Below are 16,473 nucleotides of genomic sequence, written 5' to 3' on the forward strand. Positions count from 1 at the left end.
CAGCCATGGGGACACAGGCGCGGATCTCCTCCTCCCTTGTCCCCCTAGGGGGGGATTCGCTTGCCGGCGTGGTCGTGCAGGCCTTTGCCCATGGAATGGACGTCCAGCCCGATCAGGGTCGGCTCTTCTACGTCGGCGGGCATGACAGGCCCCTCTCCTGCATTGGCCTCCAGCTCCCCCAAGGACAGACCGGCCTGCTTCTTGACCGGGCCCGCATCGGTGATGAGGTGCGCATAACCTCGCGGGGACTCTTCCTGACACGTGGCAGCCGTCCGCTCCTGCGCCTTGTCTGGACGGAGCTGGAGACGGTCCGCCTCTCCCTCACGTCCCAACTCTCCCCGGAGGGGCGCAGGCGCGTGGCTTCGGCCGTCGCGCACGCTGATCCCCCACTTTCCCCAGGGCTCGCCATCGACACAAGCCTGCTCGCTGCCCTGCGGGGTCTGGCAGTGGGGGAGGCCGCCAGGGAGGATGCCATCTTCTGGCTTCTTGGTCGGGGGCTGGGCCTCACCCCCTCGGGAGATGACATCCTCTCCGGTTTTGGCCTGGGTCTTCGTGCCCGGGGGGACGAAGGGGACCTTGCCGCCTTTGCAGGTGCGCTTCAGCGCACGCTCCTCATCCGGCACACCACGCCCGTAAGCGAGGCCTACCTGGCGGCGATGCTCGAAGGTACCTGCAACGAGGGATTTCTCGAGCTTCTTGAGGCGGCACAGGAAGGGAGGCCGCTCGAGGGTGCCCTTGCGGGGGCCAGGTCCTACGGCCATACCTCGGGGGACGATATGCTTCTTGGCCTCTATGCCGCATTCGCACGTCGGGCCCCCTCCCCCTCCTTGTGGGGATGGGGCAACAGCCTCTGGCGTCACACCGTCATCGGCAAGAACGGAGGAGCCCATGCCTACGACGCACCCCGAGCGCATCGTGATCGCCCTCGGCGGCAATGCCATCCTGACGGATGACCCCTCGGCAGAGGCGCAGATCAGGGCGCTTCAGAGGACCTGCGCCCACATCGTCCCCCTGGTTCGGGAGGGCAAGGAGATAGTCATCACACACGGCAATGGCCCCCAGGTGGGAAACCTGCTCCTGCAGCAGGAGACGGGCTCCTCTGCCAGGAGCCCCGCCATGCCGCTCGACACCTGTGTCGCAATGACGCAGGGATCGATCGGCTACTGGACCGTGCTGGCACTCAAGACCGAGCTCAAGCGGGCGGGCCTCGACCACAGGGTCGACGTGCTCATGACAACGACGTCGGTTGCGGCGGACGATCCGGCCTTCAGGCACCCGACCAAGCCGATAGGTCCCTTCCTCACCGAGGAGGACGCAAAGGCACAGGCGGCGATTGATGGCTGCACCTACATAGAGGACGCAGGCCGTGGCTGGCGTAAGGTCGTGCCCTCGCCCCAACCGCTCGACGTGCCCGGCTCCGCCTGCGTCCCGGCGCTTGTCGAGCGTGGCGACATCGTGGTCTGCGTCGGAGGCGGCGGCATCCCGGTCGTCGAGACCGAAGACGGCTTTCGCGGCGTCGAGGGTGTCATCGACAAGGATCTCATGGCAGAGAAGCTCGCTGAGATCGTGGATGCAGACAATCTCGTGATCTGCACGGGCGTGGACAATGTCTGCATCGACTTCAACAGGCCGACCCAGCGTGCCTTGGGCGAGGTCTCCGTTCCGGAGCTTGAGCGCTACATCGATGAGGGCCAGTTCCCACAGGGGAGCATGCTTCCCAAGGTCGAGGCCTGCATCCGCTTCGTCGAGTCCGGTGCGGGTCGCGCGGCCACGATCACCTCGCTCGGTCGCCTGCGTGACCTGAGTCAGGGCGCCGGCACCCGTATCGTACGATAGTCACCATCTTGAGAGAAAGGACCTGACATGCTCGTTGCACGTGAGGAGCTCAAGCGGCTCATGAAGGGGAAGTTCATGGCGGCAGGTCTCCATGAGGGGCATGCTGACGAGATGGCAGAGGTGCTCACCTGGTCGAGCGAACGGGGTCTTCACAGCCACGGAGAGGTGCGTGTCGAGTACTACGCCGAGCGCATCTCCAAGGGTGGCATCACGATAGACCCAAGATGGGACTGGGAGCAGACGGGTCCCTGCTCGGGCATCCTCGATGCGGACAATGGCTGCGGCTATCCCTTTGCGATCCTAGGCCTCAAGAAGGCCATGGAGCTCGCACGGGAGCATGGCCTCGGCGTCGTGGGCATGAAGAACATCTCCCACTCGGGAGCCTTGGGATACTACACCGAGATGGCAGCGAAGAGCGACCTCTGCTGTCTCACGATGTGTCAGTCCGACCCGATGGTCATTCCGTATGGCGGCGCGGAACCCTTCTATGGCACGAATCCGATCGCCTTCGGTGCTCCGACGGCAGACGAGCGCTTCGTGAACTTCGACATGGCGACGACGGTGCAGGCATGGGGGAAGATCCTCGATGCCAAGAGCGCCGGCCGCCCCATCCCCGATGACTGGGCCGTCGATGCGGATGGCAAGCCGACGACCGACCCCCACAAGGTCAATGCCCTGCGTGCCATTGCGGGTCCCAAGGGCTACGGCCTGATGATGGTCGTCGACATCCTCTCCGGCATCCTTCTGGGCGTGCCCTCCGGCAAGAACGTCTCCTCGATGTACCACGACCTGTCTGAGGGCAGGAACCTGGGCCATCTCCACATCGTGATCGACCCGTCCCGCTTCTGCGGCCTGGACGAGTTCAAGCGCCACATGTCCCAGACTCTGGATGAGCTGGCTGCCGTGAGGCCGGGCCCGGGCTTCGACAAGGTCTACTATCCTGGCGAGCGGGCGCTCATCCGCAAGGCCAAGTGCGATGCAGTGGGTGGCATCGAGGTCGTGGATGACATCTACGACTACCTCATCTCCGACAAGCTCTACATCCACAGCTGGGACCACAGAAACCGTTTCGCCGAGTAGGGCACAGGCAGGCAGGAGGACTCCGAAACGTGTGCCACGGACACCGGCACTCACGGGAATGCCTGTTTTCAGGTGGTCATGGGTGCCAAGGTGTCCAGGGTGTTCGAGGCGCTGATGCTCCTGCTCGACCCCTCCTGACGCACGGCACGGAGAAGGACGGCTCCGGTGCCCCCACGGTACGGGACGACCGCGGCTGGGGCGATGGGATCCTCTCGACCGTCGCCAGGATGTTCACGCCCCTCATGCCCGCCATCGCGGCGGCTGGCCTCGTCAAGGGCGTCCTCACGGCCGTCTCGCTGATCTTCAAGCAGCGGGGCATCGACATCACCACCAACGACACCTATGTGCTGCTGTATGCCGCCGGCCAGGTCATCTTCTACTTCCTGCCCATCTTCCTGGGCTATACGGCGGCCAAGGCGCTCAGGTGCAACGAGATCATCGCCATGGTCCTCGGGGCCTTCCTCTGCTATCCGCAGGTCGACAAGCCCATCCAGGATGTGGGAACGGCGACGACGATCTATGGCATCCCCGGCGTCAAGGCGACGTGGACGATCGGCGAGTCCACCAAGGTCTTCAGCTACACCGAATCCGTCATTCCCATCCTGCTCGCCTTTGCGGGCGCCGCCAACTTCGCGCAGGGCGGTGCAGTCCCCGGTGTGTGGCTCAAGACCAAGAGCGAGGAGATGAGGGGCGTCTCCCTGTCCGTCATGATCTCCGCCGTGCTCGTGGGCATCACCGAGCCTGCCATCTACGGCTGCAACCTGCGCTTCAAGTGGCCCATGGCCTGCGCCATCATCGCTGGTGCCGTGGGTGGGGCCATCATGGGCTTCGGCAACGTCTTTGGCGACGCCTTCGCCACCAACGGTGTGCTGACCATCTTCACGTACGCCTCCTTTGGTATCGCGCAGTTCGTGTTCTACCTGGTCGGATGCGCCGTTGCGTTCTTCGGTGCCGCAGCCCCCACGGCCGTCGTGGGCTTTGAGGAGCTCACCGACGAGGGGATGGAGGTCTAGGCATGGACGGTATGGGCGCGAGCTTTCCCCAAGGCTCCCTGTGGGACGCATCGTCCTCTGCCTTTCAGGTGGAGGGGGTATGGGACGAGGATGGCAAGGGCATGACCGTCGCCGACGTCGACCCCTTCAAGCGCTCCGACCGGCAGGCCGACACCGGGGTCGTCGGCGACTCCTATCATCGTTGGCGCGAGGACATCGAGCTCATGGCGCAGCTGGGGCTCGGGGCATACCGCTTCTCCATCGCGTGGGCGCGCGTCGTGCCCACGGGTGACGGAGCGGTGAACCCCGTGGGCCTCGCCTTCTACGACCAGGTCATAGACTGCCTCCTCGAGTATGGGATACAGCCGTTGGTGATGCTGTACCACTTCGATTTGCCCTACGCCCTGGTCGAGAAGTACGACGGCTGGGCCGACCGCCGCTGCGCCCTTGCCTTCGAGCGGTATGCGCGCATCTGCTTCGAGCACTTTGGCGACCGGGTGAGGTATTGGCAGACCATCAACGAGCAGAACCTCATGGTGTGCGTCGACGAGCGGATGAACATCGACAGCCCCGATCCCCTTGAGGCAGCTCGCCTGCATGCCCAGATGGACTATCACATGTTCCTGGCGCATGCCCTGGCGTATCGCGCCTGCCATGAGCTGGTTTCGGGGACCAGGTGGGCCCTGCCATCTCGTCCACATGCACGTATCCCCTGACCAACCGCCCCGAGGACGTATGGGCGGCGCGCATGAACGATCATCTCGAGAGCGTCTATGCGCCCAACATGTACCAGTCTGGCCACTACGACGGACTCTACCTGCGCTATTTGAGGGAACGTGGCATCGTGCCGCGCACCTTCAGGGGGACGGCCAGACGCTTGCCGAGGGTGGCATGGACTATCTGGCCGTCAACTACTACCGCACGCTGTGCGCGAGCCACCTTCCTGCTGATGGTGACCATCCGGCCGGCTCCAGGGCCTTCCGCGGCAACGAGATGGACTTCGACCAGTATGGCTGGTGTCGTGACGAGAGGAACGAGAGCCTCGCGGCAAGCGAGTATGGGGCATAGATCGACCCGATGGGCCTACGCATCGTGCCCAACGACTACCATGCTCGCTACCACGTGCCCATGATCGTCACCGAGGACGGCCTGGGCATGACGGACGAGGTCGCGCCCGATGGGTCCGTGCACGATCCCTATCGCATCGACTACCCGCGGCGGCATATCGAGGCCTGCGCGCTGGCCCTGGGCGACGGTGTGGAACTCATGGGCTACTCGCCCTGGTCGTTCACGGACCTGCTGAGCTCGCACCAGGGCTTTCGCAAGCGCTATGGCTTCGTCTACGTCGATCGGGACAATGGGGGAGAGGGCAGCCTTGCGAGGACGCCCAAGGACAGCTTCTACTGGTATCAGAGGGTCATTGCATCCCAGGGGAGGGACGTGCTCCCATAGCGCCCCGGTGGTTCCCGTGGCAGGGGGGAGTCGTATGCAATCTTGAGCCAGTGTTTGGGGAGTCGTTCGCAAACTCGGATGACCCCTCTTCGTAAAGTTGCAGGTAAAGGAGCTGCAGCTACTTTTTGGAGCGGAAAAGTCAGCCCAAAATCGCGAACGACTCCCGAGAGGATTGCGAACGACTCCCGGGAGGGTTGCCTACCTCAGGCGGCGCTCCTATCTCGTTGACTCGAGCCAGTTGACCGCACAGGGCAGGATGCGCTGTTGCGGAGCCTGCTCTCCGGCGATCAACTGCGCGAGCATCGTGCAGGCCAGCTTCCCTTCCTCCTCGACGGGCTCGACCAATGTGGATATGGAGGGGGATGCGAGGCGGGTCCACTCGGCATTGTTGAGCCCCAGGAGGCCGACCCGCTCCGGAATGAGCTGGCGCATGGAGAGGAGTGCCTCATAGGTACGGGCGAGGGCCCATTGGTGCATGCAGAAGACGAGGGTTCTTCTGGACGGGTTGAGGGTGTATTCGAACTGATGCCGCAGCTCGGTGAGGGATGGCGCCTGATGGGAGATGGCGATATGCTGGAAGGGGCGTCCGTGTTCCTCCAGCGCGTCAGACAGCCCCCGCAGGCGCTCGGAACGGGTGCGCATCTCCTCGACATTCGCTGCTAGCACCACGAACTCCTCGTATCCCTTGGCGATGCATGAGCTGGTGGCGTCATAGACGCCACCGTAGAGGTCCGTCTTCACCCAGGTGCTCGTCAGGTCGATGAGGTTGAAGTCATAGAAGACCACGGGCTTTCGCGCCCGTTTGATGCGCTCGTTGATGGCGCGGTAGCGTTTCGTCGGCTGTATGGCAAACCCGTCAACCCCGAGCGAGAGCATCTTCTCGACATAGTCATGCTCCACCTGAGGATCAAAGTGCGTGTCACAGACGACGGTCTGAAAGCCGCGTCCATATGCCTCGGTCTCAAAGCCCGAGACGAATCGTCCGGCCCATGCATTGGTGTTGTCCTCGAGGAGCACGGCGATGACCCCCGACTTGACGTTCCCGAGCATGCGCGCCTGTGCATTCGGCACATAGCCGAGCTCTTGGATGGCCTGCTCGACGGTCCTGCGCGTGCCTTGGCTCATGCGTTCGAACTTCCCATTGAGGTAATGGGAGACGGTTGCGGTGGAGGTATGCGCCGCGCGCGCCACGTCTCGTATGGTCACGCGCTGGCCATCCATGGCAATCCCTCCAATGTGCTGGCATGGGAGCAATGATAGCGGCAGGAACGTAGGGCTCCCCTGTGGTTATGCCCAGTCACCGATGCTCCCATCTTTCTGTTGACATTCATATCACTTTGTGATTCACGAGCGTGCAGAATATGTCAATCGTTTAACTAAAATACAAAATTCTGGATAACAAAGACATATACCGAATAAATATTGATAGACATCTCCATCCAATTCAAGATAGGCATCGAACGACCAAGCGTTTGGCAATGGCTGCCGCTCGATCCGGACGCGCGTCAGTGTGTGATCGCACTGCTCGTAGGGGAGGGGAACATGAGACTTGTTGCCGTATGCGCGTGCACCGTTGGCATCGCACATACCTATCTGGCAAAGAAGGCCATCGAGAAGGAGTGCGCACGGCGCGGGATAGACTGCAAGGTGGAGGCCCAGGGCGGCCTGGGCATCGAGAACGAGCTCACGCAGGACGAGGTCGATGGGGCGGACGTCGTCCTGCATGCCATTGACGTTGGCATAGAGGGAGACGACCGCTTCGAGGGCATGCGGGGGAGGGGCCGCTTCCTCAAGGTGGGCACCGCGGAGGTCATCTCTGACGCCTCGGTCGCCGTCGACCAGGCGGTTGCCTTGGCCGAGGCGGCCGCCGAGGTCGAGACGTCCGGTGGGGTACGGCAGGGCATCTTCGCCAACATGGGGCGCGACCTCCTGAACGCGTTCAACACCGGTGTGTCGTACTTCATCCCGGTCGTCGTCATCGGTGGCGTGTTCCTGGCGTTCTCGCTGGCATCGGGCCAGGCGGGCAGCTCTGGCATGGAGGTCACCAACCCCTTCATGCAGAACCTCAACCTCATCGGCATGGCGGGCATCAGCATGATGATCCCCGTGCTGGCCGCCTACATCGCCTACTCGATTGCCGGCAAGCCTGCCCTCGCCCCGGGCTTCGTCCTGGGCTACCTGGTCAACAACCCCGTGCCCGTGGGTGAGACCAACGTCTCCACGGGCTTTCTGGGCGCCATGATCATGGCCGTCGTGACGGGCTACTTCGTCCGCTGGATGAAGACGTGGAGGACGAACGACACCGTCCGCACCATCATGCCCATCCTGATCATCCCCATCCTCACCTCGCTGGTCCTTGGCCTGCTGTACATCTACGTGCTTGCGGGTCCTCTGAGCGTCGTCATGGTGTGGCTCACGGACGTGCTCGGCAGCCTGCAGGGCGGTTCGGCGGTGGCGCTCGGCCTGGTCATTGGCCTCATGACCGCGTTCGACATGGGCGGTCCCGTCAACAAGACCGCCTCCACCTTCACGATGGCACTCATGACGACGGGCGTGTACGCTCCTAACGGCATGTTCCGTGTCGCCGTCGCGGTGCCTCCCATCGCCTGTGGCATCGCCTCGCTCGTCGCGCGCACCAAGTTTGATGACGCGGATCGTCAGATGGGCGTCTCCGCCATCTTCATGGGCTGCATCGGCATCACCGAGGGCGCCATTCCCTTTGCCGTCAAGGATCTCGGGCGCACGCTTCCCGGCATCATGATTGGCTCCGCCGTCGGTGCAGGGCTGGCGGCGCTGCAGGGCATCGAATGCTACGTGCCCCACGGTGGCTTCATCGTCGCCCTCGCCACCAGCAACATCCCTCTGTTCTGCCTGGACATCGTGATTGGCGCGCTGATCGGTGCGGCAGTTCTGGTTGCCATGAAGCCAAGGCTGCAGGAACGGTGAGGGCGAGTGATTCCAGCCTGACGGTTCCGTTCATCCCATGTTCGTCCAACAGCAATCCATCGCCCAAGGCGATGGGGAAGGGGGCTGCCATGCCTGGCAGGCTTTCAATCAAGCAAGCGGTGCGGGGAATGCTCAAGCTTCAGGATTCGGGTGACCATGCCACGATGATCGGCATCGGCCCCATGTCGCCCAACCTGCTGCAGGCGGCGTTCGAGCTCGCCCGCGACGAGGACTTCCCCCTGATGTTCATTGCCTCGCGCAACCAGGTGGACATGGACGAGCTGGGTGCGGGCTACGTCAACCACTGGGACCAGAGGCGCTTTGCGGCAGACATCAGGAAGGCCGCTGACGAGGTGGGCTACGATGGCCCGTACTACCTGTGTCGTGACCACGGCGGTCCGTGGCAGCGTGACGAGGAGCGCAACGCGCACCTGTCCGAGGACGCGGCCATGGAGATCGCCCGCAGGTCCTTCGTTGCCGACATGGAGGCGGGCTTCGACCTCCTGATGGTGGACCCCACCAAGGATCCCTACCAGACCGGCAAGGTCATCCCCCTAAAGGTCGTGCTGCGGCGCACCGTCGACCTCATCGACTACCTCGAGAGGTACCGTCGCGAGCACAACCTGCCCGAGGTTGCCTATGAGGTGGGCACCGAGGAGACCAACGGTGGCCTGACCACGACGGACACGTACGAGGAGTTCATCTCCCAGCTCAAGCCCGAGCTCGAGAGGCGTGGCTGCCCCATGCCCACCTTCATCGTGGGACAGACGGGCACCCTCACGCGCCTGACCGAGCAGGTGGGCCACTACAACTACCGGAACGCCCGCGAGCTGGCCGACATGGCCAAGCGCTATGGCGTGGGCCTCAAGGAGCACAACGCCGACTATCTGGACGACGTGACCCTGCTCGAGCACATCCCCGCCCACGTGACCGCCTCCAACGTGGCTCCCCAGTACGGCACCGAGGAGACGCGCGCCTACCTCAAGCTCTGTGACGTGGAACAGCTGCTTGTTGACAACGACCTCTGCGGCGATCCCTCCGACCTGCGCCATGTGCTGCTGGTCAAGGCGATCAAGACGGAGCGCTGGCGCAAGTGGATGTGCGGCGGCGACGTCAACCTGCAGGTGGACGACATTCTCAGGGACGAGGAGCTGTCCCTCCAGATCCTGGACATCTCCGGCCACTATGCCTTCGATGACCCGGAGGTCAAGGAGGAGCTTGCCACGCTCTATCGGAACCTCGCGGCGCAGGGCATCGATGGCCAGCGCTTCGTGGTCGAGCACATCAAGCGCCCCCTCAGGCAACATGTCGTGGGCCTCAACCTCACGGGTGTGACCACGCGCATCAAGGACGTGCTGTAGGTCCCGTCGGTGCCGGTGGGTGGATACCCATGCGAGGCGTAGCACAGGGGAAGACGTCATGGAACGATCCGTCACGGAACGAAACGTGCTGCTGCACCAGCAGACGGCAACCGGGGAGGAGACCCTGCGCATCATCTCGGACTACCCCATCGCCTTGGCTGCCGCCGACGACGCCTACGAGGTGTACGCCGGCTTCCTCGCGCGAGAGGAGGTCGACCAGACGGGCATGGTCGAGGGGTTTGCCATTCCCCACCGCAAGACCGATGCCGTGAAGCGGGCGACGGTCATCGTCTTCAAGAACGACCGGAAGCTCGCGTGGCCCTCCCTCGACGGCGAGCCCGTCGACATCGCCATGGCGCTCCTGGTCCCTGGCCAGGAGGCAGGCACGAAGCACCTGCGCCTGCTCTCGAAGACGGCGGTGCTGCTGATGGACGATGGGTTCAAGAAGCTGTTGTGCGAGGGGGATGACGCCACGTTTGTCGCTGATGCCATCAACGCCGAGTTGGAGCGGTAGCCTCGTCCGTCCATCGCGGGAGTCGTATGCAATCTTGATTCAACGCTTCGGGGGTCGTTCGCAAAAGCGGACGGCTCCTCTCTTATAACGCTACAGGTAGAGGAGGTGCGGGTACTTGTGGAGCAGCGACATCGGCCCGAAAAATGTGAACGACTCCCCTGAGGATTGCGAACGACTCGTCAGACAGATGCGATGCTACCCCATGCCGCCGAGGATCGTGGCGAGCGCGATGACGACACCCACGATGGACTCGCCGCCGAGCACGCCGGATGCCACAACGATGCCATCCCCCTGCGGCACATCGTCGGCCCGCTCGTCACCTGCCTGCGACCTGTGCCGTGCATGCCCATCAAGGACGAGCTTGACCAGGCCTCCCAGGAACGCGGGCACGCTCATGTAGAAGGGCAGATAGACACCGAGGCCCATCATGATGGCGGGAAGCCCCATGCAGTAGAGCACGACGCCGCTCGCCAGTCCCATGGCAAACGCTGGCACGCTGGGCACGCCCGTCACCATTGTCGCCACCACGCTTGCTTGGGTCGAGACAAACTCCTTGCCCAGGCCAAACGCATCGGCTCCATAGGCGGCCCGTATGGCGACCATGGTGGCCACAGAGACGAACACACCAACGGTGGCGCCGAGGGCCTGCGCCTTCCATAGCACGCGTGGGTTGTTGCCCAGCAGCGCCCCGGTCTTGAAGTCGGCCATCACGTCACCGGCAAGTCCGCAGGTCACCGTGATGATGCCTGCCACAAGGAAGAGGCCGACCTGGGACAGGCTGGAGACCGCCGCCACGCAGAGCAGCACGATGAGGCCGAAGACCTCCATGGGGTCCACGCCCGTCTGTCCCACGGACTGTGCGCTCATGGTGGTGGTCACGAACGAGAGCAGCACGATGAGTACGGTCGGCACGGGGCCGAGTCCCAGTCCCACCCCCACGACGAGGGTGGCTGCGGCCACAAGAAGCGCAAGCATCCCGATGTCTCGGTGTCCCTTGATGTCGCCCGTCCAATCGTTCCTACCTTCGGGGTCCGAGCCGCCCATCCTGCGCGATCCGAGTAGTCGTGTGATGACCAGGCGGTACAGCACATCCTTCACGACGACTCCCAGGCCCGCTCCCATCATGAGACCCATGCCCAGGCTGCGTACGATGCCGCCGGCGGCCTCCACGCTCCACAGGCCCAGGCTGCTCGCACCCACGACAAGCCCAAAATTTGCGAACAGTGCCGAGGCAAGCCAGAACGATACGGGCACAAAGCCCACGAGAAAGCCCATGGAGAGCCACATGGGCGAGTTGTTGAGGCCAAACGCCACCCCCGGGATGTCGAGGGCGAAGAGGCGTGCCGGCAGGAGGTGCATCCCGTCACGGAGCACCGCCCAGGCACCGGCGATCCCCATGGACGCGAAGAGCCTCCGCCCCGTGGAGCCACCCTCGCGGGCTGCCTTGAGAGTCTCGGCAGCGGCGGTGCCTATGGGATACTCAAGGTCCGAGTTGTCCACGAAGCGCCTGCGGATCAGCATGGTGCATACCAGGCCCAACAGGGTGCCTGCGACTGCCACCATGAGCATCTGCATCCAGCCTATGCCATCCGAGAGCCCCAGCATCCATGCCCCCGGTATGGTGAAGGCGAGGCCGCCCGCCACCATGGAGCCGGCAGACATCACGATTTGGGTGACGTTGGCCTCGGTCACGCTGTGGCGCCCGCAGGCGCGCAGCACCAGCAGCGCCGTGATGGAGGTGAAGATGGTGGGCCAGGGGAGAGACCCCAGCTTGAGGGCCGTGTAGGCCGATGCGGCCGTGAGGATGACACACCCCACGATGCCGATGACGAATCCAGGCATGCTGAGCTCGTCGCGCAGACGCGCGCCACGCGGTTCGTCCATAGCTGCTCCTTCGTATATCCGCTCCCCCTGATGCCAGCGCCCGTGCGTGGCGAGGAGTCGGGTTACCGGACGTCCGCAGGACGGGACGAGTCCAGCGAACGGCTACAGTGTAGAGGATGCGAGCGCCATCCACCAGGCGAGGGGGACGAACATGGCAGGGGCACAGAACGTGACCACAGGTGTCGTGCTGGCGGTTGACGTGGGCAACACCACGACGTCGCTGGGGCTGTTCGAGGGCGGCGGACATGCCTCCGACGAGCCCACGTGCACCTGGGAGCTCTCGACTCCCCAGCGCCTGACGGTGGACGAGGTGGCGCTTCGCATGAGGCAGGTCATGGGGGAACCACCCACCGGAGAGGTCATGGGCGCGATTCTCTCCTGCGTGGTGCCAGCACTGTCCGATGTGTGGGAGCGTGCCCTGGGGCGTCTCGGGCGATGTCGCCCGTATGTGGTGGGTCCAGGTCTCAGGACCGGGCTTCCGATGCGCTATCGCGATCCCTCGGAGATCGGCCCCGATCGCATTGCCGACGCCGTGGCGGCGCGTGAGCGCCATGGGACGCCCGTGATCGCCGTCGACCTGGGGACCACGCTCAACCTGGAGGTGGTGGGACGGGACGGCTCCTTCCTGGGTGGCCTCATCGCGCCGGGGCTGGCAGCGGGGGCGCAGTCTCTCAGCCAGCACGCGGCACGGCTGCCCATGATCGAGCTAGCGGTGCCCGAGGCGGCCATCGGCCGCTCCACGCGCGAGGCCATGCTCGCGGGCGTGGTGCTTGGAGAGGTCGCGCGCATCGATGGCCTGCTCGACCGCGTGTTTGCCGAGTTGGGGGAGGATGCGCCCATCGTGCTGACGGGGGAGGGGGCCACGCGCGTGGCCAAGCTCGTCTCGCATGACGTGATCGTGGACGCAACGCTCGCCCTCCGGGGGCTGCACCAGCTCTATCTGCTCAACGCGCGTAGGTAGGGGCGGCTAACGAGCATCGTCATCCACTTCACCCTGCCGCGATGCCTGTATGCGGCGCATGGGGTAGGTCCCGGTCCAGATGATGGCGAAGAGCGGCGCGGCCAGCGCGAGGGTGCTCTTGTCTACGGTTGCCGCCCTAGCTTGGCTCACATCTCGTGCGTCTCGAACAGCGGGTCGTCACTCCAGAGCACCACCTCACTCGCCGCGAGGCTGGCGGGCACGTCGATGATGCGCTGGTTGGAGGAGCCCTTGAAGCGCAGCGCGATGTCATGCAGCTCCTGCACGAAGGGGCCATCCACCAGCACGTCGAGCGTCCGCAGGATGCGCCGCATGTCCTCGCTGGCATGGCTTCCGGAACCCGTGAGCTCCTCCCAGGTGCGGCCGGAGTAGAGCCAGATGCCCTTCTGGGGATGGGCCGCGCGCACGCGCTCGAGGAAGGGGGCCAGCGCCTGGGCGTTCTCGGGCTCGGTCGGCTCGCCGCCCAGCACGGTGAGGCCGTCCACGTAGGCCGGAGCGAGCGACTCGACGACGCGATCCTCCACCTCGGTCGTGAAGGGCTCCCCCGCGAGGAACGACCAGGCGCCGTTGTTGAAGCACCCCTTGCAGTGCAGGCGACAGCCCGAGACAAAGAGCGACGTGCGCACACCCGCGCCGTTCGCGATGTCGCAGTACTTGATGTTGGCGTAGTTCATGCCGGGACCCCAAACAATCCTGTCTTCTGCCCAACCAGCGACGCTCTGACCCAACGAGTGCCCTTATCTTGGTCGAGCAGGGCTGCATCTTTGGATTGTACCGTATCCCCTCTCGACCGGTCGTTTGACCGGCTAGGTTATGAATTGTGGTAAGGAGACGTGGAAGGACATGGGACATGTGCCAACTGTTTCGCCTTCTACGCAATGTGAGAGGAGGGGATTATGAAGACCATCGTTGCGGCAAAGAGTGGCATGAGGGTTCGCTCGTTTAGCTGTGGGTTCGGTGCCGTTGTCCTCGTGTAGCGGTAAGAGGGCGGAGCTTGTGGGGCTCCGCCCGTATGTTCTCGAGAGGGTCATATCGAGAGGACAGATATGTCGCCAATGCTTGCGCCGCATACAAAGCAATCCCTGTTCAATGTCTGGTTTTCAGCAGATGATGAGGACTATGTCTTTAACACGAAGACCAGTGCCATGTTCCAGATGGATCCAGCCTACCTGTCTCATGTGTCTGAAGATGAGGCCTGTACGCTTATGAGTAGCGGCATACTTGTGTATGAGAAGAAGGATGAAGTAAGTATTCTTGAACATGAGGTGATGGAAGGGCTGAACGTGCCCATAGGTGAGGTCTATCTGACAATTGTCCTAACTGAAAGATGCAACTTCCGTTGTGTGTACTGCTATCAAGAACATGGTGGGGAATCCCTTACCCCAAGAGACTCTCATGAGCTACTGAAACATGCTGAGAGGATCGTTCAGCGTGGTGCTACAGCTCTGCGCATTGTCTATTTTGGAGGAGAGCCTCTTCTGAATCGCGAAGCGATTTTGCAGATTGATGCGGGGATGAAGGCTATTTCGAGAGAGTATGGGGTTGAATACTCCGCCCTCATATCAACGAATGGGTCGCTCCTCGATGATGAGCTTCTTGAACGCGTGAGCTTTGAGAGAATTCGCCTGACATTTGACGGAGATGAGACCTGGCATAATAGTTTGAAGAGGGCGCACAGCTTTCCCTATCGTGAGCAGGTCAGTCTTCTGGATCGGATTGTGAGAACGACGTCCTCTAACCTTGAGATACGACTCAACCTCTGTCGGGAGAATGCCGATTCCTTTGTAGAGACGTTAAACGATATTTCCACAATGATTTCCGCCAATATTCGACGCATACGGCTTGTATATGCTGCGTTGCATAACGAGGTGCATAGTCCCACCTTCCATGAGCTTACTTCCGAACACTTTGCTCATAAGGTCTTACTGCTTCGTCTGCATGCCAGGAATCTCGGATTCACTCAATGTCTGCCGGGCATGAGCCGGCCATGCCCCTTTAGGACGGGTCGGGCCCTATGCATCGGTCCGGGTCTGAGGCGGAGAATTTGCTCTGAGAGAATTGAGTTCTTCGATGAGGCGAACGGTGTCACGTCTTATCAGGACATTGCCTTTCATGGAACTTGTCGCTCGTGTTCCGTGCTTCCGCTGTGTATGGGCCCATGCCCTATGAGCCCGGAGAAGCATGTTTGCATTCCTGAGAGATACATCCTAAGGGACCTCCTCCGGGATTTCGTCTGCCATCGGGAGGGTTGGGTTATCGAGCAAGAGCATGAGTAAGCGCAGTCATATTGCATGCGGCTCTTTGAGACTGTGATGGGGGGCAGAGGTTTTGCGCAGAGATGCGGGGGTGTCCTTTCCAGTATTCGAGCTCACGGGAAAAAACGCGCTCATGGCGCTGGGCTGTGCCCTATCGACGACATGTATGGCGGTGGCAAGTCTGCTCATTGCGGATGTCATCAGCCGCATCTCGCTCGGGCAGGATATCCACAGCGTGGCAGGCTGGCTCGTTCTTGCGCTTATCATGACGCTCGTTTCTGCTGCATCGAGCGTGCTCCTCTCCTCATGGATGCCGAAGCGTCTGGAGATAGGACGACAGCGATCGGCTTCTGTGAGGCTGATTCGTGACCTCCTCTCTTCCCCATGGCGTGTTTATAGGCATCATGACAAGAGCTTCTACCTCAATGTACAATCGAGTTCGATAGGTGTGTATGCCAGTACGTATGCTGACTTGAGCGTGAGGCTCATGGGGTCCCTGCTGTGCCTCTTGGTGCTTCTGGCCCTCATGGGTTGGTTACATCCAGCCTTCCTCCTAGGCTGCGTGGTATATATCCTTCTCTTCTATGGGACCTTGCGCCTGCCGGCGGGCCGCCTTGCTCGCCTGCAGCAGGAGGGGATAGCAACCCAAGATGACTTTCTTGGAGAGTCCAAGCGCATCGTGGAGAACAAGCGCCCCATCAACGCCATCCGTGCGGAGGATTACTTCTCCCACCGCTATCATCATGCGGCGCGCGAGTATCTCTCCTTCATATGGCGCTATCGCTTCAATGAGATGATGGTAAGCGATGCTCCTATCCTGCTGACAGTCCTCCTGCAGGTCGTTCTGCTCGCGGAGTCGGCGTGGTTGTGCATACAGGGCTCCATTGGGGTGGGAGCGATCTACGCGAGCTACAGGCTCGCGTCTCTCATGCAGGACCCCTTGTCGATAGTATTACAGATCTTTGTGAGGTATCGGGCCAATGCGGTGCACCTCGACCGCCTCAGGGGCCTCGCCTCCGAGGCCCGCGAGTCCTCGGGCTTCGAGGGGCTCTACCGCGACACCGGCGACCTCGCCCGCATCTCGGGGAGCCTGTGGGCGACGGCCGCGCGCGAGGGGGAGCCGCTGTTCCGGGCGGCGGGCGTGAGGGTGCCCCGCGGGGCCCTTACGGTGGTC

The 16,473-nt window shown here is 62.7% G+C and carries 16 protein-coding genes; 13 read left to right on the top strand and 3 right to left on the bottom strand.

Going from position 1 to position 16,473, the window contains the following annotated elements; genetic code table 11:
* Positions 1-5: 5 nt before the first annotated feature.
* From HMPREF1316_RS13550 to HMPREF1316_RS14265, 7 genes are all read left to right on the top strand, one after another.
* Positions 6-953, top strand: coding sequence for an oxamate carbamoyltransferase subunit AllH family protein (locus tag HMPREF1316_RS13550; protein WP_021725211.1), 948 nt, complete (start codon positions 6-8; stop codon positions 951-953).
* The gene (gene arcC, locus HMPREF1316_RS02070; protein WP_040650910.1) at positions 889-1,836 is read left to right on the top strand and encodes a carbamate kinase; all 948 of its coding nucleotides are present in this window, start codon (positions 889-891) and stop codon (positions 1,834-1,836) included. Before HMPREF1316_RS13550 ends, arcC begins: the two co-directional genes overlap by 65 nt.
* A 27-nt stretch (positions 1,837-1,863) precedes the next feature.
* Positions 1,864-2,916 carry an ureidoglycolate dehydrogenase gene (allD, locus tag HMPREF1316_RS02075; protein ID WP_021725232.1) on the top strand — a complete coding sequence of 351 codons (1,053 nt, stop codon included), beginning with the start codon at positions 1,864-1,866 and terminating at the stop codon, positions 2,914-2,916.
* 227 nt (positions 2,917-3,143) lie between these two features.
* Positions 3,144-3,929: a PTS transporter subunit EIIC gene (locus HMPREF1316_RS02080; RefSeq protein WP_040650912.1), complete on the top strand. Its 786-nt coding sequence runs from the start codon at positions 3,144-3,146 to the stop codon at positions 3,927-3,929.
* A 2-nt stretch (positions 3,930-3,931) separates the two neighbouring features.
* Positions 3,932-4,624 (top strand): glycoside hydrolase family 1 protein, encoded by a 693-nt coding sequence (locus tag HMPREF1316_RS14255; protein WP_021725231.1) that lies wholly within the window; start codon positions 3,932-3,934, stop codon positions 4,622-4,624.
* Between the two features lie 175 nt (positions 4,625-4,799).
* Positions 4,800-4,976: a hypothetical protein gene (locus tag HMPREF1316_RS14260; protein ID WP_021725225.1), complete on the top strand. Its 177-nt coding sequence runs from the start codon at positions 4,800-4,802 to the stop codon at positions 4,974-4,976.
* Between the two features lie 9 nt (positions 4,977-4,985).
* Positions 4,986-5,360: a family 1 glycosylhydrolase gene (locus HMPREF1316_RS14265; protein WP_021725228.1), complete on the top strand. Its 375-nt coding sequence runs from the start codon at positions 4,986-4,988 to the stop codon at positions 5,358-5,360.
* 216 nt (positions 5,361-5,576) lie between these two features.
* Here the strand turns inward: HMPREF1316_RS14265 and HMPREF1316_RS02090 are convergent, their stop codons facing one another.
* Entirely contained in the window at positions 5,577-6,581 is a 1,005-nt protein-coding gene (locus HMPREF1316_RS02090; protein ID WP_021725234.1) for a LacI family DNA-binding transcriptional regulator, read from the bottom strand.
* A gap of 321 nt (positions 6,582-6,902) precedes the next feature.
* Between HMPREF1316_RS02090 and HMPREF1316_RS02095 the strand changes: the two genes are divergently transcribed.
* The 3 genes from HMPREF1316_RS02095 to HMPREF1316_RS02105 all read left to right on the top strand — a co-directional run bounded on the left by HMPREF1316_RS02095 (position 6,903) and on the right by HMPREF1316_RS02105 (position 10,181).
* Positions 6,903-8,306 (top strand): PTS fructose transporter subunit IIC, encoded by a 1,404-nt coding sequence (locus HMPREF1316_RS02095; protein ID WP_021725213.1) that lies wholly within the window; start codon positions 6,903-6,905, stop codon positions 8,304-8,306.
* An 89-nt stretch (positions 8,307-8,395) separates the two neighbouring features.
* The gene (locus HMPREF1316_RS02100) at positions 8,396-9,667 is read left to right on the top strand and encodes a class II D-tagatose-bisphosphate aldolase non-catalytic subunit (RefSeq protein ID WP_021725240.1); all 1,272 of its coding nucleotides are present in this window, start codon (positions 8,396-8,398) and stop codon (positions 9,665-9,667) included.
* A 58-nt stretch (positions 9,668-9,725) separates the two neighbouring features.
* Positions 9,726-10,181: a PTS sugar transporter subunit IIA gene (locus tag HMPREF1316_RS02105; protein WP_021725251.1), complete on the top strand. Its 456-nt coding sequence runs from the start codon at positions 9,726-9,728 to the stop codon at positions 10,179-10,181.
* 195 nt (positions 10,182-10,376) lie between these two features.
* Here HMPREF1316_RS02105 and HMPREF1316_RS02110 read toward each other — a convergent pair whose 3' ends face one another.
* Positions 10,377-12,065 (bottom strand): OPT/YSL family transporter, encoded by a 1,689-nt coding sequence (locus HMPREF1316_RS02110; protein ID WP_021725201.1) that lies wholly within the window; start codon positions 12,063-12,065, stop codon positions 10,377-10,379.
* Between the two features lie 151 nt (positions 12,066-12,216).
* Here HMPREF1316_RS02110 and HMPREF1316_RS02115 point away from each other — a divergent pair, with 151 nt between their 5' ends.
* On the top strand, positions 12,217-13,026 hold the full coding sequence (locus HMPREF1316_RS02115; RefSeq protein WP_021725248.1) for a type III pantothenate kinase: 810 nt from the start codon (positions 12,217-12,219) through the stop codon (positions 13,024-13,026).
* A gap of 146 nt (positions 13,027-13,172) precedes the next feature.
* Here the strand turns inward: HMPREF1316_RS02115 and nrdG are convergent, their stop codons facing one another.
* Entirely contained in the window at positions 13,173-13,718 is a 546-nt protein-coding gene (nrdG, locus tag HMPREF1316_RS02120; protein WP_021725226.1) for an anaerobic ribonucleoside-triphosphate reductase activating protein, read from the bottom strand.
* 372 nt (positions 13,719-14,090) lie between these two features.
* On the opposite strand from nrdG, the gene HMPREF1316_RS02125 reads away from it, so the two are divergent.
* The gene (locus HMPREF1316_RS02125) at positions 14,091-15,320 is read left to right on the top strand and encodes a radical SAM protein (protein WP_021725210.1); all 1,230 of its coding nucleotides are present in this window, start codon (positions 14,091-14,093) and stop codon (positions 15,318-15,320) included.
* Between the two features lie 112 nt (positions 15,321-15,432).
* The coding region (locus HMPREF1316_RS02130; protein ID WP_269594075.1) for an ABC transporter transmembrane domain-containing protein at positions 15,433-16,473 on the top strand (1,041 nt) is incomplete at its 3' end.

This window comes from Olsenella profusa F0195, from assembly GCF_000468755.1.
GTDB lineage: Bacteria > Actinomycetota > Coriobacteriia > Coriobacteriales > Atopobiaceae > Olsenella_F > Olsenella_F profusa.

What these genes read in the sequence shown, in the direction of transcription:
- HMPREF1316_RS13550 (WP_021725211.1), top strand. Translation starts at nt 6, where the DNA reads ATGGGGACACAGGCGCGGATCTCCTCCTCCCTTGTCCCCCTAGGGGGG.
- arcC (WP_040650910.1), top strand. Translation starts at nt 889, where the DNA reads ATGCCTACGACGCACCCCGAGCGCATCGTGATCGCCCTCGGCGGCAAT.
- allD (WP_021725232.1), top strand. Translation starts at nt 1,864, where the DNA reads ATGCTCGTTGCACGTGAGGAGCTCAAGCGGCTCATGAAGGGGAAGTTC.
- HMPREF1316_RS02080 (WP_040650912.1), top strand. Translation starts at nt 3,144, where the DNA reads ATGTTCACGCCCCTCATGCCCGCCATCGCGGCGGCTGGCCTCGTCAAG.
- HMPREF1316_RS14255 (WP_021725231.1), top strand. Translation starts at nt 3,932, where the DNA reads ATGGACGGTATGGGCGCGAGCTTTCCCCAAGGCTCCCTGTGGGACGCA.
- HMPREF1316_RS14260 (WP_021725225.1), top strand. Translation starts at nt 4,800, where the DNA reads ATGGACTATCTGGCCGTCAACTACTACCGCACGCTGTGCGCGAGCCAC.
- HMPREF1316_RS14265 (WP_021725228.1), top strand. Translation starts at nt 4,986, where the DNA reads ATGGGCCTACGCATCGTGCCCAACGACTACCATGCTCGCTACCACGTG.
- HMPREF1316_RS02090 (WP_021725234.1), bottom strand. Translation starts at nt 6,581, where the DNA reads ATGGATGGCCAGCGCGTGACCATACGAGACGTGGCGCGCGCGGCGCAT.
- HMPREF1316_RS02095 (WP_021725213.1), top strand. Translation starts at nt 6,903, where the DNA reads ATGAGACTTGTTGCCGTATGCGCGTGCACCGTTGGCATCGCACATACC.
- HMPREF1316_RS02100 (WP_021725240.1), top strand. Translation starts at nt 8,396, where the DNA reads ATGCCTGGCAGGCTTTCAATCAAGCAAGCGGTGCGGGGAATGCTCAAG.
- HMPREF1316_RS02105 (WP_021725251.1), top strand. Translation starts at nt 9,726, where the DNA reads ATGGAACGATCCGTCACGGAACGAAACGTGCTGCTGCACCAGCAGACG.
- HMPREF1316_RS02110 (WP_021725201.1), bottom strand. Translation starts at nt 12,065, where the DNA reads ATGGACGAACCGCGTGGCGCGCGTCTGCGCGACGAGCTCAGCATGCCT.
- HMPREF1316_RS02115 (WP_021725248.1), top strand. Translation starts at nt 12,217, where the DNA reads ATGGCAGGGGCACAGAACGTGACCACAGGTGTCGTGCTGGCGGTTGAC.
- nrdG (WP_021725226.1), bottom strand. Translation starts at nt 13,718, where the DNA reads ATGAACTACGCCAACATCAAGTACTGCGACATCGCGAACGGCGCGGGT.
- HMPREF1316_RS02125 (WP_021725210.1), top strand. Translation starts at nt 14,091, where the DNA reads ATGTCGCCAATGCTTGCGCCGCATACAAAGCAATCCCTGTTCAATGTC.